The sequence below is a fragment of the Dinoroseobacter shibae DFL 12 = DSM 16493 genome (assembly GCF_000018145.1).
GTDB lineage: Bacteria > Pseudomonadota > Alphaproteobacteria > Rhodobacterales > Rhodobacteraceae > Dinoroseobacter > Dinoroseobacter shibae.
The window spans coordinates 1,724,820-1,748,030 of record NC_009952.1 but is presented as its reverse complement, the minus strand read 5'-3'; the positions used below and the strand labels follow the sequence as shown (position 1 = coordinate 1,748,030).

The 23,211-nt window shown below is 64.4% G+C and carries 21 protein-coding genes; 4 read left to right on the top strand and 17 right to left on the bottom strand.

Going from position 1 to position 23,211, the window contains the following annotated elements:
- Positions 1–47: 47 nt before the first annotated feature.
- From DSHI_RS08545 to DSHI_RS08520, 6 genes are all read right to left on the bottom strand, one after another.
- Entirely contained in the window at positions 48–662 is a 615-nt protein-coding gene (locus DSHI_RS08545; RefSeq protein WP_012178351.1) for a DUF6778 family protein, read from the bottom strand.
- Positions 663–824: 162 nt separating this feature from the next.
- Positions 825–1,529, bottom strand: coding sequence for a hypothetical protein (locus tag DSHI_RS08540; protein WP_012178350.1), 705 nt, complete (start codon positions 1,527–1,529; stop codon positions 825–827).
- 62 nt (positions 1,530–1,591) lie between these two features.
- Positions 1,592–2,581: a methyltetrahydrofolate cobalamin methyltransferase gene (locus DSHI_RS08535; RefSeq protein ID WP_012178349.1), complete on the bottom strand. Its 990-nt coding sequence runs from the start codon at positions 2,579–2,581 to the stop codon at positions 1,592–1,594.
- The gene (locus DSHI_RS08530) at positions 2,578–3,237 is read right to left on the bottom strand and encodes an HAD family hydrolase (protein ID WP_012178348.1); all 660 of its coding nucleotides are present in this window, start codon (positions 3,235–3,237) and stop codon (positions 2,578–2,580) included. The genes DSHI_RS08535 and DSHI_RS08530 overlap by 4 nt, the downstream gene beginning before the upstream one ends.
- A gap of 11 nt (positions 3,238–3,248) precedes the next feature.
- Complete coding sequence (locus DSHI_RS08525; RefSeq protein ID WP_012178347.1) at positions 3,249–4,175, bottom strand: methylenetetrahydrofolate reductase; 927 nt, start codon at positions 4,173–4,175, stop codon at positions 3,249–3,251.
- Between the two features lie 26 nt (positions 4,176–4,201).
- Positions 4,202–4,498, bottom strand: coding sequence for a virulence factor (locus tag DSHI_RS08520; RefSeq protein WP_044027699.1), 297 nt, complete (start codon positions 4,496–4,498; stop codon positions 4,202–4,204).
- Between the two features lie 258 nt (positions 4,499–4,756).
- Here DSHI_RS08520 and DSHI_RS08515 point away from each other — a divergent pair, with 258 nt between their 5' ends.
- Positions 4,757–5,938 (top strand): Ppx/GppA phosphatase family protein, encoded by a 1,182-nt coding sequence (locus DSHI_RS08515; protein ID WP_012178345.1) that lies wholly within the window; start codon positions 4,757–4,759, stop codon positions 5,936–5,938.
- A gap of 13 nt (positions 5,939–5,951) precedes the next feature.
- A complete protein-coding gene (locus DSHI_RS08510) occupies positions 5,952–6,683 on the top strand; it encodes an RlmE family RNA methyltransferase (RefSeq protein ID WP_044027698.1) in 732 nt (243 codons plus the stop codon).
- 43 nt (positions 6,684–6,726) lie between these two features.
- Here DSHI_RS08510 and cysG read toward each other — a convergent pair whose 3' ends face one another.
- The 11 genes from cysG to DSHI_RS08455 all read right to left on the bottom strand — a co-directional run bounded on the left by cysG (position 6,727) and on the right by DSHI_RS08455 (position 21,437).
- A complete protein-coding gene (gene cysG, locus DSHI_RS08505; RefSeq protein ID WP_012178343.1) occupies positions 6,727–8,121 on the bottom strand; it encodes a siroheme synthase CysG in 1,395 nt (464 codons plus the stop codon).
- Positions 8,122–8,137: 16 nt separating this feature from the next.
- Complete coding sequence (locus DSHI_RS08500) at positions 8,138–9,109, bottom strand: glycosyl transferase family protein (RefSeq protein ID WP_012178342.1); 972 nt, start codon at positions 9,107–9,109, stop codon at positions 8,138–8,140.
- Complete coding sequence (locus DSHI_RS08495) at positions 9,106–11,727, bottom strand: nitrate reductase (RefSeq protein ID WP_012178341.1); 2,622 nt, start codon at positions 11,725–11,727, stop codon at positions 9,106–9,108. The genes DSHI_RS08500 and DSHI_RS08495 overlap by 4 nt, the downstream gene beginning before the upstream one ends.
- 5 nt (positions 11,728–11,732) lie before the next feature.
- Entirely contained in the window at positions 11,733–12,074 is a 342-nt protein-coding gene (nirD, locus tag DSHI_RS08490) for a nitrite reductase small subunit NirD (protein ID WP_012178340.1), read from the bottom strand.
- Positions 12,071–14,503, bottom strand: a complete 2,433-nt coding sequence (nirB, locus tag DSHI_RS08485) for a nitrite reductase large subunit NirB (protein WP_012178339.1) — start codon at positions 14,501–14,503, stop codon at positions 12,071–12,073. Before nirB ends, nirD begins: the two co-directional genes overlap by 4 nt.
- 54 nt (positions 14,504–14,557) lie before the next feature.
- Positions 14,558–15,004 (bottom strand): globin domain-containing protein, encoded by a 447-nt coding sequence (locus DSHI_RS08480; protein ID WP_012178338.1) that lies wholly within the window; start codon positions 15,002–15,004, stop codon positions 14,558–14,560.
- Between the two features lie 128 nt (positions 15,005–15,132).
- Complete coding sequence (locus DSHI_RS08475; protein WP_012178337.1) at positions 15,133–16,818, bottom strand: ABC transporter ATP-binding protein; 1,686 nt, start codon at positions 16,816–16,818, stop codon at positions 15,133–15,135.
- Positions 16,819–16,824: 6 nt separating this feature from the next.
- Positions 16,825–17,907, bottom strand: coding sequence for an ABC transporter permease (locus DSHI_RS08470; RefSeq protein ID WP_012178336.1), 1,083 nt, complete (start codon positions 17,905–17,907; stop codon positions 16,825–16,827).
- A gap of 139 nt (positions 17,908–18,046) precedes the next feature.
- Positions 18,047–19,414 (bottom strand): CmpA/NrtA family ABC transporter substrate-binding protein, encoded by a 1,368-nt coding sequence (locus DSHI_RS08465; RefSeq protein WP_012178335.1) that lies wholly within the window; start codon positions 19,412–19,414, stop codon positions 18,047–18,049.
- Between the two features lie 263 nt (positions 19,415–19,677).
- A complete protein-coding gene (locus DSHI_RS08460) occupies positions 19,678–20,856 on the bottom strand; it encodes a CmpA/NrtA family ABC transporter substrate-binding protein (RefSeq protein WP_012178334.1) in 1,179 nt (392 codons plus the stop codon).
- The gene (locus DSHI_RS08455) at positions 20,853–21,437 is read right to left on the bottom strand and encodes an ANTAR domain-containing response regulator (protein ID WP_012178333.1); all 585 of its coding nucleotides are present in this window, start codon (positions 21,435–21,437) and stop codon (positions 20,853–20,855) included. The genes DSHI_RS08460 and DSHI_RS08455 overlap by 4 nt, the downstream gene beginning before the upstream one ends.
- Positions 21,438–21,719: 282 nt before the next feature.
- Here DSHI_RS08455 and DSHI_RS08450 point away from each other — a divergent pair, with 282 nt between their 5' ends.
- Positions 21,720–22,172 carry an Rrf2 family transcriptional regulator gene (locus DSHI_RS08450; RefSeq protein ID WP_012178332.1) on the top strand — a complete coding sequence of 151 codons (453 nt, stop codon included), beginning with the start codon at positions 21,720–21,722 and terminating at the stop codon, positions 22,170–22,172.
- 129 nt (positions 22,173–22,301) lie between these two features.
- Complete coding sequence (locus DSHI_RS08445; RefSeq protein ID WP_012178331.1) at positions 22,302–23,192, top strand: metal ABC transporter substrate-binding protein; 891 nt, start codon at positions 22,302–22,304, stop codon at positions 23,190–23,192.
- The last annotated feature ends 19 nt before the right edge of the window (positions 23,193–23,211 follow it).

Here is a 23,211-nt window from a genome sequence, read left to right as displayed (position 1 = left end):
TTTCGTCATAGAGATTATGAGGCGCGCCGCAGGTGCGGGCCATTCGTCTATTGACCGATGGTGACGAAGCTGTTGCGCATGTCCGGTCCAATGCCCAGATAGCCCGCCGTCACCTTCGCGATATGATCGGTGATCCGGACCCGCTGGGTCTGGCCCGCGGTTTCGGCCTGAATGGCTTCGTCCCGCAACAGGGCCGGGAAATCGGCCTGGATCATCGTCGGTTCGCTCAGGGCTGCACCGGTGCGCGCATCGACCACCTGCATTGCAAAGGCGATGTTGTGTACGGCCGATGTCGACAACCCGTAGCGCGCGATTTCCGAGAGCGCATGGAATTCGCCCACGGTGGCGAGGATCTTCACGGCCTGGCTGCCCGAGAGACCCGAGGCGCCGCGCGTGATCCCGTCGGTCACAATGGCGTCCACCTGGTCATAGCGCGTGACCCCTGGTGTGAGCGCTTCTTCGCGCCAGACGATGTCGGCTATGGGGAAATAGACGTTGTCCTCGCTGACTGTGAGGGTTTCGGGCACCAAGACTTCCACGCCGGCAAGACGCCAGTTCTGCGACACCTCGGCGGGGATCGGGGCCGCGTAATCTGTCTGCCATTGGCTGGCACATGCAGACAGGACAAACGTGCTCAGCGCCAGGATCAGGAAAGCTCTCATGGACTCTCTTTCACAAGTTCTACTGCGATGACTAACATCTCAATGGTTAAGACATTGGCCAACACCGAAAAGATCGAAGCGATTGCATCGAAAAAGTCAAGGCAATCACGCGCTGAATGAATGGATCGGCGGTGTTGTGTTGCCCGAGGCGGGCGGCGGTGATCAGTTCCGCGACAGCACTTCGGGGCCAACCGCCCAGACCAGCAGAGGGATGGGCGCAGTGGCCAGGGCAAGGGTCACGAAGGTGCCTGCGGGCCGATAGAGGCGGCTGAAGCCGGCAAGGAGGCTCAGACCCCCACCGCCGCCCAACAGAGCGTTTCCGGGCAAGTTGAGAGCCAGTGCGAGGAGGAGATAGCGCAAGCGTACCACGTGCGGGCCGAGCCAGGTCGGCAGGCGGCTGCGCAACAGGGCGAGACGGCGCTCTGGGCCCAGTTCCGACAGGCGGTCGAGAAGCGCGCTTGCGCGGTGCATGCGCAGGTCCGCGAAGGTCGATTGCAGCCAGCCATGGGGCAGGACCCGTCCAGCGGTGTAGGCCAGCGTCAGCCCGGTCAGTGTTGCGAGATAGACGAAGGGTGCGACCTCGGCCCCACGCAGGATCAACAGGGCGACACCGATTTCGACACCGGGCACAAAGGGGATTGCGATCAGGATCGCGTAAAGGATCAAGGCGAGCAGCAGGACCGACATTTGCGCGGTCCCGCGACTCGCGGCGGGCAACGCCTCGGTCAGGCGCATGGCATGCAGCACGAGCGCCTGGGCGGCATAGGCAAAAATGACGAGGATCGCCACCCGCAAAGCCAGGCGGGCCAGCGACCTCGCCAGGCCAGGAGGGATGTCGCGCGTCGGCGCGGGAGAGGGTGGAGCCATGAGGTCACCCTGCGCCAGCGCCCGGGGCGCGGCAAGCGCCGATGCATCCTGAGTGGGCTGGCTCAGCCCGACCGACGCCGACCGCCCCGGCGGCCGGAGCGCCCGCCACCCCCGCTGGTCCCGGCCTTCGCGGCCTCGGGGAACGGCATGCCGGCCTTGTGCGCCTCCATCACCCGGGCAAAATTGATCCAGGTCGCGCCGTTGGGGTCATGGTTCATCAGGAAGTTGGCGGCATGGACGGCCTCCATCTCTTGCGGGCGGATCGGGTTCATGATGGCGCTGGTCATGCCGCTGGCGATGGCCATGGGCAGGAACGCCGCGCCGAGGCCGTGGCGGTTTGGCAGCCCGAAGCTGACATTGGATGCGCCGCAGGTGGTGTTGACGCCAAGCTCTTCGCGCAGGCGGGCGACCAGGGTGAAGACCTGCCGGCCAGCTGTGGCCATGGCGCCCACGGGCATGACCAGTGGGTCGACGACGATGTCATGGGCCGGGATGCCGAAATCCGCCGCCCGCTCCACGATCTTCTTTGCCACGGCGAAGCGTACGTCAGGGTCCTCGGAGATGCCGGTGTCGTCGTTCGAGATCGCCACCACGGGGACGTTGTATTTCTTCACCAGAGGCAGGATTGTTTCGAGGCGGTCCTCCTCGCCGGTTACGGAGTTGAGCAGTGGCCGACCCTCCGCCATCTCCAGCCCGTTCTCCAGCGCGCCGGGCACCGAGCTGTCGATGCAGAGCGGGATGTCGACGAGCGCCTGCACCCGGGCGACGAGCTCCTTCATGAGCATCGGCTCGACGAAGTTGTTGTCTGCGTAGCGCGGGTCCTCGGCCATCTTGTTGGTGAACACGGCACCCGAGTTCACATCGAGCACCATCGCGCCGCAGGCGACCTGCTCCAGCGCGTCTTTCTCGACGGTAGAGAAATCGCCCGCCTCCAGTTCGGCGGCGAGCTTCTTGCGCCCTGTGGGGTTTATGCGTTCTCCGATCACGCAAAAGGGTTCGTCGAACCCGATGGTGACGGTCTTGGTTTTCGACTCGATGACAGTACGGGTCATGGATCGGCTCCTGATTGACGTTGGAGATAGGGCTCCAGCGTGGGGTCTGTGAAATCGGCAAGGGAGGCTGCGGCGCCCGCGGCGCGCAATGCAATGTCCGGAAGGCTGGACCGAAGGCCGAGCGTGGTGATCCCGGCGGCAACCGCGGAGCGGATGCCCGAGGGGCTGTCTTCGAATGCGCGCGCGGCGCGCGGCGCGCAGTCGAGCCGCCTGAGGGCTTCGCGGTAGGGTGCTGGGTCGGGTTTGCCCGCCGCGCATTCATCGCTGACCACCACGGTGTCGAACCGATCCGCGAGGCCGATGGCCTTCAGCATGAATTCTGCGTTGATTCGGGGCGCGTTGGTTACGACTGCGGTGCGCCAGCCTTGTGCGTCGGCGCGGTCCAGAAGGGCTGTGAGCCCGGGCATCGGCGATGCCGAGGGGCCCAAGAGATCGCGAAATGCGGCCTCCTTGGCCTCGGCCATGGCGGCACCGTCGGCATCGGGGAAGAATTCCGCGAAGATCTCGGCGTTCAGGCGACCGTGGATGCGCGCATTGTAGAACGCGGTATCGATGGTGCGGCCATGCTCGGCAAAGAGCGCGATAAAGGCCTCTGCGTGCAGCGGGTCGGACGCCAGCAGGGTGCCGTCGAGATCAAAGAGCAGGGCGTGGATCATGTTGGGCGTCGTCAGCCTCGCTTTGCCTTGGTGCCCGCTGCTGATGCGGTCTGTTCGGCGGCCCAGGTCGCGGCTGTCTTGATCCCGCCGAGGGGGAAGAGGTGGACCTGCGTGATCAGGCTGTCGGGGGTGCGCACTTGGTAGTCGGCCAGATCGCGCAGAACCTCGTCGGGGGTGTAGGGCAGCACCAGTTTGGTCACGTCCATCGCGCGTTTTTGCAGTACCTTCAGCGAAGGGCCCACTCCGCAGGCGATTGCGAACTTGATCAGCGTTTGCAGTTTGGCTGGTCCCGCGATCCCGAGATGGATCGGCAGGCTGATCCCGGAGGCACGCAGGCGCGTTTCCCAAGCGGCGATGGGGCCCATGTCGAAGGCGAACTGGGTCGCGATGGCCATGCGGGCATCGGTCTGCTCGGCAAATCCCTGCTTCCAGGCGAGCGCGGCGTCCGTCGCCGCGGTGCCGCCGGCGGGATCGATGTCGCGGCTGCCCTCCGGGTGCCCGGCAACATGCAGATGGGTGAAGCCGGCCTTGTCGAAAAGCCCCGTATCCAGCAGTTGCATCGAGTCCGCGAAGGCGCCCGCAGGCTCCGCCCGCCCGCCTGCGAGGATCAGGCCCTCGGTGATGCCCGCCGCGTCCTGGTAACGGGCAATCCAGTCGGCCAAGGTGGCGGCGTCGGGGATGGACCGAGCCGGAAAGTGCGGCATCACCTGGAAGCCGTCGCGAGACAGGCGCGATGCCGTGGCGACCATGTCCGCAATCGGCGTGCCATCGATATGGGCGATATAAACCCGCGTGCCTTTGGGCAACAGGGCCTTGAAATCTTCCACCATCTCGGCGGTGCGCGGCATCACCTCGATGGAGTAGCCATCAAGCATGCGCGCCAGGGCGGGCGAGCCGGGGGTGCCCGGCGCGGGGCGTCGAAACTGCAACAGAGCCATCAAGGCCTCCTTGATCCGGCGGGGGGTCAGGCCCAGCCTTCCTTGTCGATCAACGCCTTGAGGCGGGCCTTGTCGTAGGCGGCTTCGAGCTTTGCAGCTTCCGCCTCCGCGATCTCGGCCTGCTCGCCCTCGACGGGGTAGGGCGCTGCCTTTCTCCATTCAGCCAGATAGGCATCGCTGCCGGAAGCGCCGACTTTCATCGCGCAGCGGTCGATCGCCTGCTCGAAGCGTTCGCTCAGTTGCTTCTTGGCGCCGCGACGACCTTTGCCCACGATGACCTGGGCCGGAATGTCCCGCCAATAGACGATGGTTACGTCGGGCATGCCCAAGCTCCTCTCCAACTATGTCCTGTATGCCGCGCCGTGGGCGCGGGGTGCGGTACGTTTTCGACCTGCGCCGCGACAGGACCGACCATTTGCAATGCCTCGCTTCTACGCAGGGCGGCGGCAGCAAGCCAGAGACGCGGGTCGGAAAAATACTCATGGTTTATATGAAGCGCGCGCGCAGGCGGCGTCCGCGTTTGCGGCGCTTGCTGAAAACACCCTGATTCTCTATAAATTTTGCAAGCGAGGATAAAACACATGTCCAAGAGATCCCGCAGGCGGGCCACTCCCCACCTGCGCGCGGTACCCGACCTGATCGGCCCGGCACCATTGTTGTCTCAGAGCCCGGCCCTCGCTGGTCATGGGCTGGCGCGGTCGCGTGTGGAGGGCACGCCGGACCCGGCGGATCTTTATGCCGCGCTCGATCTGGGCACGAATTCCTGCCGGATGCTGATCGCGCAGCCCAAGGGCAACCAGTTTCACGTGGTCGACAGCTTTTCCAAGTCGGTGCAACTGGGCCACGGGCTGGAGGCATCCGGGCGGCTGAGCCGGGCCTCCATGGCGCGCACGGTGGGGGCGTTGAAGATCTGCCAGCGCAAGCTCAAGACCCACAACGTGCAGCGGATGCGCCTCGTGGCGACCGAGGCGTGTCGCCGGGCCAGCAATGCGCCGGAGTTCATCTCGCTGGTGCAGCGGGACACCGGGCTTGCGCTGGAAATCATCGAACCAGAGCAGGAGGCGCGGCTGGCGGTGGTGTCCTGCGCGCCGCTGGTCTCCACCCGGACCGAGCAGTTGTTGGTGGTCGATATCGGTGGCGGCTCCACCGAGTTGGTCTGGATCGATCTGAGCGCGGTGCCAAGGCTGGAGCGTCCCGGGGCGATCATGCGGCTCCATGCTGGGTTCGACGAGGTCACGCCGGGCATGGTGCCGGCGCGCGTGGTCGACTGGATCTCGGTGCCGCTGGGGGTTGCGACCCTGAAAGACCAGTTCAGCGATGTGGATGATGACGCGGCGCGGTTTGCTTTGATGAGCTGGTTCTTCGAAGAGAACCTGGCAGAATTCTCGCCCTACAATGAAACCGACCAGGTGCGCGAAGGCTTCCAGATCATCGGCACCTCGGGCACGGTGACGACAGTGGCGGCGAGCCATCTGAACCTGCGCCGGTATGACCGCAACAAGGTCGACGGGTTGCGGATGACCTCGGACCAGATCGACACGGTGATACAGACCTACCTGGCCATGGGGCCGGAGGGGCGGCGCAAGGATCCGCGGATCGGGCGCGATCGGCATTCGCTGATCATGTCGGGGGCCGCGATTCTGCAGGCGCTGCTGCGGGTCTGGCCCACGGATCGGCTGTCGGTGGCGGATCGAGGCTTGCGCGAGGGGCTGCTCTACGCGCAGATGAGCGCCGATGGCGTGCTCGAAGACGGGCCCTACTGAGAGAAACGGGATCATGCCGAAGAAAGCCGGAAATTCGGGCCGCGGGCAGCGGGACTTGCGTGTGCGGGTCAAGACCGCGCGGGGCCGCAAGCTCAGCTCGACCCTGTGGCTGGAGCGGCAGCTGAACGACCCCTATGTGCAGAAGGCCAAGCGCGAGGGGTATCGTGGGCGTGCGGCATTCAAGATCCTTGAGATCGATGAGCGCTTCCGCTTCCTGGTGCCCGGGGCGCGCGTGGTGGATCTGGGCTGTGCGCCGGGGGGCTGGTGCCAGGTGGCGGTTCGGCGGGTCAATGCCCTGGGCGAGAAGTCGGGCAAGGCGCAGGGGCGCGTGCTGGGCGTCGACCTCAAGGAGATCGACCCGGTGCCGGGGGCCGAGACCCACGTGCTCGACTTTATGGAGGACGGCGCGGACGCGCAGGTCAAGGCGTGGCTGGGGGGCAAGGCCGATGTGGTGATGTCGGACATGGCCGCGGCCAGTTCGGGACACAAGCAGACCGATCATTTGCGCATCGTTGCCCTGTGCGAGGCGGCGGCCCATCTCGCCTTCGACGTATTGGAAGAGGGCGGCACCTTCGTTGCCAAGGTGCTGGCGGGCGGGGCGGAGCGGGAGTTGCAGACCCTGCTCAAGCGCGCCTTCACCAAGGTGATCAACGTCAAGCCGGATGCCAGCCGATCCGACAGCTCGGAGAAATTCGTTGTGGCCACTGGTTTTCGCGGCCTGCCGGAAGCGCGGGATGGCTTATAAGTAAAAGTAATCACAAGGATTTTTTGAAAATCCTTGTCTGCGCTCAGCCTGCAACGCGCAAAGGGATCGGGGTTTGGGCTGCCGCGGGTTGCTTCGGATTTCGGATGAACAGAATAGCGGGGTTCGTGATCCCGGCATGGGCGAGATCGCCTTCGAGGTCCGCCAACGTCGTGGTCAGCAGTGTTTCGCCCGGATGGCCGACGCGGGCGACCACGTCCACAGGGCAGGTGCCGAGATGGCCTTGGGCCAATAGGTTGTCGCGTATCTGGGCCGCGTGGCCGACCCCCATGTAGATCGCGAGCGCCGTGCCCGGTTTGAGGTGGCTGCCCCAGTCCGGGCTGGCGTCCCCGTCTCGGAGCTGGCCCGAGATGAATGTCACGCTGTCGACCGCCCCGCGCTGGGTCAGTCCCGTTTCCAACCGGGCCGCAGCGGCAGAGGCGGCGGTGATGCCCGGTACGATCTCAAGCTTCAGACCCGCATTGCGGATGGCGGCGATTTCCTCTTCGAGCCGCCCGAACACTGCCGGGTCACCGCATTTGAGCCGGACGACGGTTCTGCCCTCGCGGGCGGCTTGCACCATGACGTGGTTGATGCGGTCTTGCGGCCAGCTTTGCGCGCCGGGCGTCTTGCCGACCAGAACCCGTTCCGCATCGCGGCGCGCCAGTTCCAGCACCGCAGTGTCCACGAGCCGGTCGTAGAAGATGACATCGGCCTCCTGCAATCGCTGCACCCCGCGCAGGGTGATCAGGTCTGCGCCACCGGGGCCTGCGCCCACCAGCGCGATGGTACCCGTGCTGGCCTTCGGCGCCACTCCGGCTGCGATGGCATCCTTGATCAGGCGCGCGGCGTTTCGTTCCGCCCCGGTCCTGTGGCTCTCTCTTGGCGCGCCGTTGAACACCCAGCGCCACAGGTCGCGGCGGGCACGCGGGGCGAGGCGGGCGGCAGCGGCTGGGCGCAGATGTCCCGCAAGGGCGGCGAGACGACCCAAACCCGGCTCGAGCAACTCTTCTATCCGGGACTTGATCTGGCGCGCCAGAACTGGAGCGGTACCCTCGGTGCCAATGGCCACCACCACTGGGTCGCGGTCTACGATTGAGGGGGTGTAGGCCTCGCAAAGCTCTGGCTGGTCCACGACGTTGACCAGAACGCGCGCGGCCTCGGCCAGGGCGTGAAGGCTGGCATCGAGTCCCGGACAGCCCGTGGCGATGAAGCAGAGCGACAGATGCTCCATTTCTGCAGCTTGCGGGATCGACCGTCGCCAGGTAATCCGACCGCCTGCTGCGAGACCCGCCAGTTCCGGGTCGAGATCCGGCCAGCAAACGGTGAGGCGAGCTTCGCTCTTGAGGATGAGGCGGCATTTCTGGGCGGCCTGCTCGCCACCACCGAAGATGGCGACATCCCTGTCGCGCATCCGGAGGAACATGGGGAAGGTCTTCATGGGGTGGCCTCCTGGGTTACGCGGCGCGGCGGGATGAGCGGGTTGCCCAGAGCCGGGCGGCGTGGGCTTCGGCATCGGCGAGGGTCTGGTTGGCACCCAGGCTCCAAAGAGCCAGGGCCGCAGTCCCGAGCACGGTCGCCAAGGCGAATGGATGATGCCACGTCCCGTTCCAGAGCGCGGTCAGATGCGCCGGATTGTCGGTCACTTCCGTCAGGCGCCGCGGATCTCTGAGAAGCGCCGGCGCGTCGGTCCAGGCACCGGTCGGTCCGTGGCCGTGGCAAACGACAGCTTTGCCCGGGTGGCGCTCGAACTCCCCGCCACCCCCCTTGATGATCATCGCTGCGGTATCACCGAGCCGCTTGCAGGCGGTTTCCTGCAGGGCGCGGTAGGGTGGGTGGAACACGCCCTGGACGGTCACTCGGGCGCCCGCTGGGTTTGCCACGCGCAGACACGTGTTGACGCAGGAGCGCAGGCCCAGATGCGCGCGCAGTGCCAGCAGGTCCGTGGTCCGACGCGATAGCGCCTCCAGCGGGATATAGACGAGGCCGGACGCGTCGAGAGCTGCGGTGGCCGCGGCGGGAGTCTGCGCGATGGCCACACCTTGCGCCGCAAGATAACTGCGCAAGGCGGCATCACCCCCATTGCGCCCGTGGAGCATCACCCGGTAGCCCGCCTGGGCCACGAGCCGTGCGCTCAGCAGATACCATGGCAACCCGCGCGTGCGTCCCGCCGAGTAGCTGGGCCAATCGAGATCGACGTCCAACGCGCGCCATCGCTGCATGTGGTCGCGCAAAGCGCCCGCGAATCCGGTGATCTCGTCCTCGGTTTCCCCGCGCAGCCGCAGGGTCATCAGGAGCGCGCCCACGGCCTCCGCAGCGCCGGTGCCGTCCAGCACATGGCCCATGGCCGCGCGCGCCTCCGTCTCGGTCAACGGTCGCGCACGGCCCGGGCCGCGGGCCACGATGGCGATATAAGACGCGAGGCTCATTCTGCGGCCAATTTCATGGCTGTCGCGGCGGTCAGAATCGCCTCCAGTTCCGGACGGCAGGAGCCGCAATTGGTGCCCGCGCGCGTGCAGACCCCAAGCGCGTGCAGCGTGGTGGCCCCGCCGTCGATGGCGCGGCGAAGGCTGTTGGCCCCCACGTCGAAACACGCGCAGACCATGGCACCCGGATCGGGACGGTCGGCGGCGGGAACCCCGGCAAGAGCCTGAATCGGATCGGCCGCCGTACCGATCAGCGCGACCACGTGGCTCCGCGACAGCGCCACCGGGGTGGCCGCCGCGAAGAACAACCCTGTCAGCGTGCCTTTTTCGTGAATCGCGACGCGGGCCGTGCCGCGGGCGGAATCCTCGATCACGCTGGCGCTGCCGCCGGGCAGGCTAAGGATTTTGCGGGCTTCGGCTTCCCAGTTATCGGGGAGCTTGAAATCGGCAACCTCGGCGCGTGTTCCGGTCCGAGTGCGGGCGATGGCGGCATAAGGTCGGGTCGGGGTCATGGTCGCGGTGCTGACCGCAAAGCCGTACCAGTGCGCCGCGACCTGTTCGAGCGCTACGGCAGTGCCCTTGGAGGCCGGCTGGCCCGAGACCGGGTCTGTGGTCGGGGCCACGACCGCGTTGATCCGCCCGGTGCTGGAGACGATATCGGTCCAATGCATCGGGACGAAGACGCTGCCCTGTTGGCTGCGATCGGTGATCATGACCCGCAAGATGGCACTACCGTGGGCGGAGGAAACCTTGGCGAGGTCGGCATCCGACAGGCCCGCCGCGGCGGCATCACCGGGATGAATTTCCAGGTAGGGTTCGGCCATATGCGCCCCGAGGCGCGGCGCCTTGCCGGTGCGCGTCATTGTGTGCCACTGATCGCGCACCCGCCCGGTGTTCAATCGAACCGGGCGTGCGGTGTTTGGGGCCTCAGAGGCCGGGGCAGCGATCGGCAGCATCTTAGCCTTGCCATCGGGATGATAGAACCCGCCATCTGCAAAGAACCTACCCCCGCTAGGCCCCTCGGTCGGCACCGGCCAAACGGTGGGAGGCAAGGCATCATACTCGGCATCGGTTAGGTCTGCGAGCCCGGAGATGTCGAAATCCTTGCCAAAGGTGTGGCCCAAGGTCGACAGGCGTGCGAATTCGCGGAACACCTCGGCCTCGGAGCGGTAGTCGAACGCCTCGGGCCAGCCCATGCGGCGTCCGACATCGGCGAGGATGTTCCAGTCGGCGCGGGCCTCGCCGGGGGTGGGCAGGAACCTGCGTTGCCGTGAGATGCAGCGTTCGGAATTGGTGACGGTGCCGGATTTTTCGCCCCAGCCGGTGGCGGGCAGCAGAACATCGACGCAGCGGCCCGTATCCGTGTCGGCCATGATATCGGTCATCACAGTGAAGGGGACGGCTCGGATCGCGGCGGCGACCGCATCGGCATCGGGCAAGGAAACGACCGGGTTGGTGGACATGATCCAGAGCGCCTTGATCTCTCCCCGCGCGCAAGCGTCGAAAAGCTCCACCGCCTTCAGGCCCGGTTTGTCGGCCATGGTCGGAGCGGACCACATCTGCTGCACGGCGTCCCGGTGCGCGGCGTTTTCGAGATCGAGATGACAGGTCAGCATGTTGGCCAGCCCGCCCACTTCGCGGCCTCCCATGGCGTTGGGCTGTCCGGTCATGGAAAACGGGCCCATGCCGGGGCGCCCGATGCGCCCGGTCGCAAGGTGGCAGTTGAGGATCGCGTTGACCTTGTCCGTGCCGCAGGCGGACTGGTTGACGCCTTGGGAGTAGAGGGTGACGACCTTCTCGGTACGGCACCACAGGTCGAGGAACTGCGCTAACTCGAAAGAATCGAGGCCGGTCTGTGCAGCTTCCGCGCGTTCGGCCTCGGCCACGGCGGCATCGAACCCGGACACTGCCTCGGCCACGTAGCGACGGTCCACGAGATCACGTCGCACAAGCTCGGTCAGCAGCAGGTTGAACAGGACCGCGTCCCCATCCGGGCGCAGGCCCAGGTGCAGATCGGCAAGCTGTGATGTGGCGGTGCGGCGGGGATCGATCACCACGACCTTCAGCTCCGGGCGCACGGCCTTCGCGGCCTGCAACCGTTGGAAGAGCACCGGGTGACACCAGGCGAGGTTTGAGCCCACTAGTACCACAAGCTCCGCGGTCTCGAAATCAGTGTATTGTCCCGGCACGGTGTCGGTCCCGAAGGCGCGCTTGTGACCGGCCACGGAAGAGGCCATGCAGAGCCGCGAGTTCGTGTCGATATTAGCCGTTCCGATGAACCCCTTGATCAGCTTGTTGGCGACGTAATAATCCTCCGTAAGCAGCTGGCCGGAGACGTAGAAAGCCACGCTGTCTGGGCCATGGGTCTCCGCCGCGGCCCGGAACCGATTGGCCACCAGATCGAGCGCCTCATCCCAGCCCGCGCGCCGGTTGCCGATCTGCGGCGCGAGAAGACGACCCTCGAGATCTAGGGTCTCGCCGAGGGCCGAGCCCTTTGAGCAGAGCCGCCCCAGATTGGCCGGGTGTGCCAGATCGCCGGCAATGGTCCCGTCTGGACTTGCAAGCACCCCGCAGCCGACGCCGCAATAGGGGCAGGTGGTGCAGACGCTCTGGTCCGTCATGCCGCTCACTCCGCCGCCATGCGAGCTTGCAGAAAGCTGGTCTCCAGCAGGATGCGTCCCGCCTCGATCCGCGCGGGATAGGTGCGGACATGCCCCACATCCGCGCCCTGGGCCTCGCCGGTTTCCAGGCTGAACACCCAGTTGTGCAGTGGACAGGTCACCGATTTGCCATGCACGATTCCCTCGGACAGAGGCCCACCCTTGTGAGGGCAGCGGTTTTGCAGTGCGAACACCTCATCCGATCCGGTGCGGAACACCGCCACGCAACCCACGGCGGTCCTGACCACTCGCGCGCCACGCGCCGGGATGTCCGAGAGTTCGCCGATGTCGATCCAGTCCTGGCTCATTCCGCCGCCTCCAACTTGAAGTCAGCCAGAGGCTGATATTTCTCTCCGGATTTTCGGGCTTCCTCGGCCCATGGGTCCTTTTGGTAGATCGACTGGGAGAGTTCGAACCTTTCGATCAAGCCCTGTCGTGTGTCCGCGTCGAAGACCTGGTCCTTGACCCAATCGAGCCCGACCTTGGCCACCCATTTGTAGGGGCGGTCGAGGTACTTCGCGTTCTCGCGGTAGAGCTGGAAAAAGGCCGTGATGAGGTCGAGGGCTTCTTGCTCGGTGGCGACATCGGCGAGGCGCTCGGTCTCCTTCACGTCCATCCCCGCGGCCCCGGCGACGCCGATCTGGTAGCCGCTGTCGACGCAGACCACGCCGATATCCTTGCAGGTTGCCTCGGCGCAGTTGCGCGGGCAGCCCGAGACTGCAAGCTTGACCTTGTGCGGTGTCCAGGACCCCCAAAGGCGTTTCTCAAGCGCAATGCCCAGTCCTGTGCTGTCTTGGGTGCCGAAGCGGCAGTGATCCTTGCCGACGCAGGTTTTCACGGTGCGCAGGCCCTTGGCATAGGCATGGCCGGAGACCATGCCGGCGGCGTTCAGATCGGCCCAGATCGCGGGCAGGTCTTCGCCGCGTACGCCGAGAAGGTCGATTCGCTGGCCGCCGGTAACATGTACCGTCGGGACGTTGTATTTTTCGGCTGCGTCGGCGATGGCGCGCAACTCGTCCGGCGTGGTCATGCCGCCCCACATGCGCGGCACCACGGAGTAGGTGCCGTCCTTCTGGATATTGGCGTGCTTGCGCTCGTTGATGAACCGGCTCTGGGGGTCGTCGCGATACTCCAGAGGCCAATCCGCCAGCAGGTAGAAGTTCAGTGCCGGGCGGCAGACATGGCAGCCGCAGGAGGTCTTCCAGCCCAGCTCCTGCCAGACGGCGGCCATGGACTTGAGCTCCCGGCTCTTGATCATGCGGCGCACGTCTTCGTGGCTGAGGTCGGTGCAGCCGCAGATGGACGCGGCGGCGGGGATCACGAAATCGTCCCCCAGGGTCACGCCGAGCACCTGTTCCACCAGCCCGGTGCAGGTCCCGCAGGAACTCGAAGCTTTGGTCAAGGAACGCACGGTGCCCAGATCCGTCGCGCCGCCTTCGATCGCGGCCACGATGTCGCCCTTGGATACGCCGTTGCAGCCGCAGATTTCCGCATCAAGCGGTAAGGCTGCAACGGCCGCCATAGGGTCCAGCGCGGCCCCCCCCTGGTAGGCCGGCCCGAAGATGAGCGTGTCGCGCATCTCGGAGATGTCCTCACCGGACTGGATCAGGCCAAAGAACCAATTGCTGTCACGCGTGTCGCCATAGAACACCGCGCCGACCAGCCTGTTCTCCTCCAGCACGAGGCGTTTGTAGACGCCGCGTGACGGGTCGCGGAAAACGATGTCTTCGCGGCCCGCGCCATCTGCGAAGTCGCCTGCGGAGAACAGATCGCAGCCGGTGACCTTCAGCTTGGTCGAAAGCTCCTTCGGGGTGAAGGCTGCGCTGCGGCCCAGCAGGCTGTCGGCAACCACCCGAGCCTGGTCGTAGAGCGGGGCCACGAGCCCGAAAAGCTGGCCGTCGAACTCGACGCATTCGCCGACCGCATGGATATCGGGGTCCGATGTCCGGAGCTCTGCATCGACAGTGATGCCACGGGCAACGTCGAGCCCCGCATCCGTTGCAAGTCTTGTTTCGGGCCGGATGCCCACGGCCATGACCACGAGGTCCGCTTCCAGTCCCTCGTTGTCCTCCAGGAGCACGCCTTCGACCCGGGTCTCTCCGAGGATCGCGGCGGTGGAGGCGCGGCATTTCACCTTGATGCCGCGCTTTTCCAGATCCCTTCGCAGCAGAAAGCCCGCGCTTTCGTCCAGTTGGCGTTCCATGAGGTGCCCCATCAGGTGCAGCACGGTCACATCCATGCCGCGTTCCTTGAGGCCCGCGGCGGCTTCGAGCCCGAGCAGGCCGCCCCCTATGACCACAGCCTTGCCGCCGCTGGCTGCCGCCTCAATCATTGCGTTGGTGTCGTCGAGGTCGCGGTAGGTTATGACGCCGGGCAAATCCTTGCCCTCGACGGGAATGATGAACGGCGCGGAGCCCGTCGCAATCAGAAGTTTGTCATAGGGCAGGGCGCCCCTTTGTCCGACGACGGTTCCGGTCTCGCGGTCGATCCGCACCACGTGCTCGCCAAAGCGGCAGGTGATGCCGTTTTGTTCGTACCAGTCATCCGTGTGCGTGATGATGTCGGCGTAGCTCTTGTCGCCGGACAGGACGGGGCTGAGCATGATGCGGTTGTAGTTGCCGCGTGGTTCGGCATTGAACAGCGTGATCTCGAATGCATCCGGGTCCTCTTTGAGGAGATGCTCGATGACACGGCCCGACGCCATGCCTGCGCCGATGATTACCAGTTCCTGCTTCATGGGCGGTCTCCAGCCAGGGAGTTGACTGGCCGCCCGATCCGCAGGGTCAGCTCGTCAACTGGTGTTTCGATTTGCCGCCATCGCGTCTGGGGCCGGTTCGGCCGCGGCGGCGATCATGATTTCGGAGAGGCGCCCGTAAGCCCGTTGCCAGGCCTCGCGCGTCTCGGTGTCAAATGCGTCGCCCAGAACCTCCGCAAGTGTGTCCATCAGAGCCTCGCCCATTTGCGCGTAGTGATCCGGTGTCACCCCGTAGCGGCCATGCCGCGCCGCCATTTGCAGCGCTTTCGGAGGCAGGGCGCCATCCGTACGCATGCCGCGTACCACGAGGGCGAGCGCCTCGATCAGCATTTCGGATTGTCGCGTTATGGAGGTTTGAAACATCGCCCGTGCTTCGGGGTTCAAGGCAAAGAAACGCTCGTAGAACAGGGCCCCGAAGCGCGCCTTCTGTGCGAAGATCCGCGAGAAGGACCTTTGGATAAGAGTGATTTCGTCTTGCGTCATGGACAGACCCCGGCTGGTGCAGGTGAGGGGCCCAGTCTGCGCAACAATCCTTCACATTCCGTGGATATCCGTGGTTCAGCGCAAACATTTTCAATCTTCTCTCAAGTCGTGGGTTCAGTACGCGCCTGTCATTCGGCGGCGATGGGTTCAGGGGCCGGAGCGGGTTTCCTGGGTTTTGCGCCGTGCTCGTATTCCTCAAGAAAATCGAGTACTTCCTGGCGGTAAGTGTAGTAGTCGGGATGCTCCAGAAGGGCCTTGCGGGTGCGCGGACGGGGCAGGTTCACATCAGTGATCTTGCCGATCGTGGCCCGTGGGCCGTTGGTCATCATGACCACACGGTCGGCCAGCAGGATCGCTTCGTCCACGTCATGTGTGACGCAGATCGCGGTCACCTTTGTGCGCGACCAGACCTCCATCAGGACCTCTTGCAACTCCCAGCGCGTGAGGCTGTCGAGCATCCCGAAGGGCTCGTCGAGTAGCAGCAATTTCGGGCTGAGCGCGAAGGCGCGCGCGATGCCGACCCGCTGCTTCATCCCATTGGACAGTTCGGCGCCGGATTTGCTCATGCTGTCGGCCAGACCGACCCGTTCGAGGTAGTATTCGACCACGTCCTGCCGCTCGGCCTGGCTCGCGTTGGGGTAGACCCGGTCGACACCGACGCTGACGTTTTCCCGCGCGGTGAGCCACGGGAAGAGCGATGGCGACTGGAACACCACGGCCCGTTCGGGATCGGCGCCTTCCACATGGCGGCCATCGAGCTTGATCGCTCCCTTGGAGATCTCGTTCAGCCCGGCGGCCATGGTCAGCACCGTCGACTTGCCGCAACCCGAGTGCCCAATCAGCGAGATGAACTCTCCCTTGTTGAGCTTGAGGTCGAAATCCTCGACCACGGTCAGCGGGCCCTTGGGGGTCGGATAGACCTTGTGCAGTTGGGAGAAGTCGAGAAAACGCTCATTGAGCATGCCTGCCTGGGCCTTGGCGATTGCGGCAGGCACGCCGTGGATCGGTGTGACATCGGGGAGCAGTTTGGTGCCCTCGACCTTCGCCTCGATACCCACGTCCATCAGGTACTTGGTGATATCGGCGCGCAGTTTCTTGAAGCCGACATGGGTGTTCATCTCCACCCGGTCGCGGGGGCGGGGGATGGTCACGGCGAATTCGTCGCCCAGCGTGCCGTCGGGGTTCAGCGCGATGATGCGGTCCGCAAGCACGATGGCTTCGTCCACGTCGTTTGTGATCAGCACGCAGGTCTTTTTCTCTTTTTCCCAGATCCCTTCGATTTCGTCGGCGAGATTGGCGCGGGTGAGGGCATCGAGCGCCGAAAGCGGCTCGTCCAGCAGCAAGACCTCGGGGTTCATGGCCAGCGCCCGCGCGACATTCACACGCTGGCGCATGCCGCCGGACAATTCCGCCGGACGGCGGGTAGTCGCATGGCAGAGCCCGACCATCTTGACGTAGTGATCGACCTTCGCCTGGCGCGCTGCCTTGCTGAGTTTCGGGAACATGGTGTCCACCGCGAGGCGCACGTTGCCGTTCACCGTCAGCCACGGCATCAGGGAGTAGTTCTGGAAGATCACGCCGCGTTCGGGGCTGGGTTCGGTGATCTGGGCCCCTTTAAAGAGGACCTCGCCCTTGGTCGGAACCTCCAGCCCGGCCATCAGGTTGATCAATGTGGTCTTGCCGGTGCCGGAGAAGCCCAGCAGAACAAGGAACTCGCCCTCCTTCACAGTCAGGTTGATGTCGCGGAGCACGTCGGCACGGTTGGGGCCGGACCCGAAGCTCTTGGAGACGTTCTTGAATTCAATCGCGGTCATGTGGGATCACCGATTGTTCGTGAAGGTGAAGAGCGACTGGATCGTGAACATCAGCCGGTCGAGCAGGAAGCCGATGATGCCGATGGTCAGCACGGCGACCATGATCCGCGCCAGGCTGTCCGAAGACCCGTTCTGGAACTCGTCCCAGACGAATTTGCCCAAGCCGGGGTTCTGCGCGAGCATCTCGGCCGCGATCAGCACCATCCAGCCGACCCCGAGGGACAGGCGCAGGCCGGTGAAGATCAGCGGCAGGGCCGAGGGCAGCACCAGCTTGGTGATCTTGGTATAGGTGTTCATCTTCAGCACCTTGGAGACGTTCACCAGGTCCTTGTCGATGGACGACACCCCCAGCGCGGTGTTGATCAGCGTCGGCCACAGCGAGCAGAGCGTGACCGTGATCGCCGAGACGAGGAAGGATTTCTCGAACAGCCCGTCATTGGTGGTGTAGACCGCCGAGACGACCATGGTGACGATGGGGAGCCAGGCGAGAGGCGACACGGGCTTGAAGATCTGGATGATCGGGTTGAGCGCGGCGTTGGCCGTCACCGACAGGCCCGCGGAAATGCCCAGCGGCACCGCAACCACCGTCGCCACAAGAAAGCCGAAGAATACGGTCTGGATCGAGGTCCAGATCTGGTCGTAATAGGAGGGAGCACCGGTATAGGCGATGTCCTTGACCTCGTCGGCGCGGCCCGCGTCGATCAGGCGCTGGTTGCGCTGCTCCACCCGTTCCTCGAAAACACGGGCGCTTTCGGCCTTGGCCTGGGCGTCTTCGTGCAGGGCGACGGCCTGTTCCCAGACCTGCGCCGGCCCGGGCACCGCGCCGAGCGATGTCTGCACCTTGGGCGCCAGCGTGCCCCAAGCGGTCAGGAAGAGCACGATGGCCAGGATCGGCACGCAGAACAGCTGCCAGATGTCCTTCATCTGAGCCTTGGGGTTGTCGCCCGCGGCGGCCTTGACCATCGTTGTGATCCAGCCGAGGCCCAGAACCTTCAGCCAGGCGTCGGCCTTGTTGATGCGGGTGAAGAGGCGCTCGCGGCGGGCTTGCTTGGCCTCTTTCGCAGCGAAGTCTGGATCGACGGTAGTCATCTGGTCTGCTCCGGGTCTGGGGCGGCGAGAAGAGCGCGCCGCGGGCGGGGTTGTGGCATTCGGGGAATAGGCCCGCCCGCAGGGGTCAGGAGAACTGCGGGCGGGATGCACCCCGCGAGGGCAGGGCGCGTGTGTGCGATCAGCCTTGGATTTCGCTGCCGACGACCTTCTGCGCACCTTTGAGGCCGATGGTCAGGCTCTCGAGATAAGCATTGGGCTGCTTGCCGTCATAGGCGATGCCGTCGATGATATCCTCGGCTGGGGTTGGGGCCTTGTAGCCGTCGCTGTCCCAGGGGAAGTCGGCTTCGTCGGCAAGACCCTCATCCACAAGCAGCCGGGCGGCTTCGAGGTAGATCTCGGGTTTGTAGACCATGCGAGCTACTTCGTCGTACCAGCTGTCGGGTTTCGCCTCGGATATCTGCCCCCAGCGGCGCATCTGCGTTAGGTACCAGACTGCGTCGGAGTAGAACGGGTAGGTCGCGTTGTACCGAAAGAACACGTTGAAATCCGGGATGTCGCGGCGGTCGCCTTTCTCGAACTCGAAAAACCCGGTCATGGAATTCGCGATCACGTCATAATCGGCGCCGACATAGTTCGGGCGGCTCAGGATCTCGACCGCCTCGGGCCGGTTGGCATTGTCGTTTTCGTCCAGCCAGATCGCCGCGCGGATCAGCGCCTTTGTGATCGCGAGGGTGGTGTTGGGGTTCTCTTCAACGAACGCGGCGGTCAGGCCGAACACCTTTTCCGGGTTGTTTTTCCAGATCTGGTAGTCGGTGATGACCGGCACGCCGATCCCCTTGAACACTGCCTGCTGGTTCCACGGCTCGCCCACGCAATAGCCGTAGATCGTGCCGGCCTCGAGGGTGGCAGGCATCTGCGGCGGGGGGGTCACCGAAAGGAAGGCCTCGGCGTTGATCTGGCCGGATACGTCCTCTGGCGAGTAGAAGCCCGGGTGAATGCCGCCGGCCGCCAGCCAGTAGCGCAGCTCGTAATTATGCGTCGAAACCGGGAAGACCATGCCCATGTTGAATGGACGACCGGAGGCGTTGTACTCGTCCACGATCGGCTTGAGCGCGGAGGCCGAGATAGGGTGCTGCGGGCGGCCGTCTTCCATTTTCGGGATGTTCGGCTTCATCTGCTCCCAGATCTCGTTGGAAACGGTGATGCCGTTGCCGTTCAGGTCCATGGAGAAAGGCGTCACGATATGGGCCTGAGTGCCGTAGCCGATGGTTGCCGCCAGCGGCTGGCCTGCAAGCATGTGCGCGCCGTCGAGTTGGCCGGAGATCACGCCATCCAGCAACACCTTCCAGTTTGCCTGAGCTTCGAGTGTTACGAACAAGCCTTCATCGAAAAAGTAGCCGCGCTCGTAGGCGATGGCGAGGGGCGCCATGTCGGTCAGCTTTATGAAGCCGAATTTCAGTTCGTCCTTTTCGACGGGCAGCATTTCCGCCAGCGCCGGGGACATCAGGGCGGAGGTTGCCAGGAGGGCAGCACACGTTCGTCTCATCTTGGTTCCTTCGGTTGATCCCCGAGCGGGCGGGCGGGGACAAGAATCAAAAAAAGCCGCATCAACCTGTCTCGCGTCATGTGACGCAAGCGGTTGAGCGGCTTTGCTCCGGAAATCCCCGGCTGTGGGGACGAGGCTTGGCGCGAACATCTTTGCTCGTCGCGATGCCTAGACCATTGCAGCGAGTCGCGTGGTTTTCAAAGTCTCATGAAGCAGGCTGGCCGATTCATGTCAGAAAAATGCTGCACCTGCACAGTAATTGATCACAAACCCTTGCCCGGATCAAAAATCGAGCCGTCAAAAAACGCATCCGGTCCCAGAATGATCGAACCTTTCGCAGATGCAACAGGCGTGGGTTGGGCCAAGGCGCCCTCCATCTTGGCGGATGCTCCGGGCATATCGAGCCCGAGATCGGTCAGGTTCGCGCGATAGAGATCGCTTCGGTAGCACGCCATGGAAATGCGCATCGCCTCGGTGCGATCCAACCCCACCCTCGCGGCAATGTTGCTGGCGATCCAGGCAGCCTGGCTGCGCCACGGGAAGTTCGCCGCACTTGCATGAAACTCGAGAAACCTTGGCACCCGGTGAGCAAGCGCTTTCGGTTTCGAAGTGATCTGCCCGGACAAAGCGCGGTCGATGACTTCGGAAGGCACATCGATCAGCCCCGGTTGCGCGAGGATTTCGGAGGCGACAAGGCGGTTCTCGGGGTCGCCGAGCCAGCGCGCCGCGGTCACGACGGCGCGCATCAGGGCCCGGGTTTCTGCCGGGTTGGTCTCGATCCAGTCGCGTCGCGCAGCGAGTACCTTTTCCGGGCTGAAGGTCCAGATCGAGTTCGCGGGCAGTATCAATTCGCCAACGCCGGTTTCGACCGCAATGGAGCCCCAGGGTTCGCCCACGCAGAAAGCATCGATCTCGTTGGCGGCGATGGCATCGGCCATATGCGGCGGCGGGACGGTGCGGACATCCAACTCGTCGGGGGTCTTCAGACCCAGTGCATTCAGCCAGAAATAGACAAGTTCGGCATGCATCGAGAACGGGAAAGGAACGCCGATGCGCAGTTTGCGTCCGCTGGCGCGGATCAGGTGCTTGCCGGTTGCTAGCGGATCTCTGAAATCCTCGCGCCAGCCATTGCTGCGCATCTTGCTGGCAAGGCCGTTGGACACGCCGATGACATTGCCGTTCACCGACATGACCAGAAGCGCGTCCATCGCTGTCGGCAGTCCGCCGAGACCGAGGGACATCGCCACGGGCAGGGGGCTGAGCATGTGCCCCGCATCCAGCGTGCCGAGCGCCACGCCGTCCCGCAGTGCCGACCAGGACGGCTGCTTGTGGAGCGCGAGCCTGATACCCTCTGTATCTGCAAAGCCCATCTTCTGGGCGATGATAAGGGGCGCGGCATCCACCAGCGGGAGGTAACCGATGTTCAAAGGCGCGCGGCTCATCGCAACATGTCCGACGCTGTGACCAGTGCTTCGGCGACTTCGGAGACCTTCCGGCCCTGATCCATCGCGGTCTTGCGCAGAATGGCATAGGCTTGGTCTTCGGTGATCCCTTTCGCGGTCATCAGCAGGCCCTTCGCCCGTTCGATCGTCTTGCGCTCGGCGAGAGCGGTCTTGGCCGCGGCAAGCTCGGTACGCAACCGGGCGAACATGTTGAACCGCGCAATAGCGGCATCGAGGATCGGCTTGATACGTTCCTTGTGCAGTCCGTCCACGACATACGCGCTGACGCCTGCCTCGATGGCCGCGCGCGTCGTGGCATCGTCAGAGCGGTCCACGAACATTGCCACCGGTCGCTCGTTGAAGCCGGAGGCCACACTGAGCGCTTCGAGCGTATCGCGAGAGGGGTTCGACATGGCGATCAACACGACGTCCGGTCCCAGTTCCGCCATGTGCCGCGCAAGCCCTGTCGCAGACCCGAGCACCATCACTTCCGCCTCGCCAGCTTCCGCAAGGCCATCCATGATCATCCGCGCACGGGATTCATCAGGCTCTACCACGAGTATCTTGAGGGGCTTCGGCATGCCGAAGCTGTTTGGGCTTTCCGAGGGACTCGCAAGGGTTCGCGCGCGTTGCGCCTGCGCGGTGTTACGGTCTGCTCAGATTTTGGGCGTTACCAAATGCTTCGTGCCACTCACCGGGGCATTCTATTCGACGCTGTCGGCCGGGCTTGCCGGGCTGCTCGTGTCGCTTGTGGGGTGCAGTCGCCTTGGATTCTTCTGCTTGATCCAAATCAAAGACACCTCTTAGACTATCCTTAACGTGGACGTGACTGCGTCCTCGCCCCCGAAAAGGATCTTAGGTCCATGCGCCTTACGACCCGAACCAACCTCGCCATGCGGACGCTCATGTATTGTGCGGTGCATACCGGGCGGAACATCCGGACTTCGGAGGTCGCAAAGGCGACCAACGCGTCGGAAAACCATCTCGGACAAGTCATCAACATGCTGGGCCAGACCGGTTTCATCGAAACCGTACGTGGACGCGGGGGCGGCATTCGACTGGCCCGCAACGCGCAGGACATCACCGTGGGCGGTGTTTTCCGGGTGTTCGAAGCCGGAACGCCCTTTGCCGAGTGTTTCGACGCCAAGGAGTGCACTTGTCCGCTGATTTCGGTTTGTCGGCTGAAAGGGGCCCTTGGCGAAGCCTTGATGGCCTTTTATCGCTCTCTCGACGCAATCACGCTCGAAAGTCTTGTCAAGGATAATACCGGGCTCAAGGACCTTCTGGGTGTGGAGCCGGTCACAGCGCCAGCCTGACGATTTGCTATGAAGTGAATGGGGCGCACGCCTTGCGTGGGCCCTTTTTGCACGCATGTCCTTTACTTTCTTGCAAATCATTCTCATATTCATTCCAGCCCCGCAAACCCCATCGACGGAGAAACATTGATGCGTTTGCTATCTGGAGTGACCCTTGCCGCCGCTCTTGCCCTGCCGTCCCTCGCGCATGCGGAGAAGTTGAAGGCCGTGACCACCTTCACAGTGATCGCTGACATGGCACAGAACGTGGCCGGCGACGCGGCAGAGGTCGTGTCCATCACCAAGCCGGGGGCGGAGATCCACGGCTACCAGCCGACGCCGCGGGACCTTCTGAAGGCTCAGGACGCGGACCTGATCCTGTGGAACGGGCTGAACCTGGAGCTTTGGTTCGAGCAGTTCTTGTCGAACCTGCGCGACGTGCCTGCCGTGACGCTGACCGACGGGATCGATCCGGTCTCCATCGGGTCGGGCAGTTACGAGGGCAAGCCGAACCCGCATGCGTGGATGTCGCTCGATAACGCGCTTGTCTATGTCGACAATATCGCAGCGGCCTTCGCCGAGCACGATCCGGACAACGCCGAGACCTATCTTGCGAATGCCGAGGCCTACAAGGCCGAGATCACCGCGACCATCGCCCCGCTGCGTGAGATGGTGCAGGCGGTGCCCGCCAGCCAGCGCTGGCTAGTGTCGTGCGAAGGGGCGTTCAGCTATCTCGCCCGTGATTTCGGGATGCAGGAGCTCTATCTCTGGCCCATGAACGCGGATCAGACAGGCACACCCCAGCAAGTTCGCAAGGTCATCGACGGCGTGCGCGCCAACGAGATCCCGGTGGTTTTCTGTGAGAGCACCGTGAACAACGACCCGGCCGAGCAGGTTGCCCGCGAAACCGGGGCGCGGTTTGGCGGTGTGCTCTACGTGGATAGCCTGACGGGGCCCGATGGCCCGGTGCCCACATATCTCGATCTGCTGCGAGTCACCTCCGAGACCGTTGCCGAAGGTCTCACAACCCCTCTCAACTGAGCCTGTAAAGGAGCCCGCC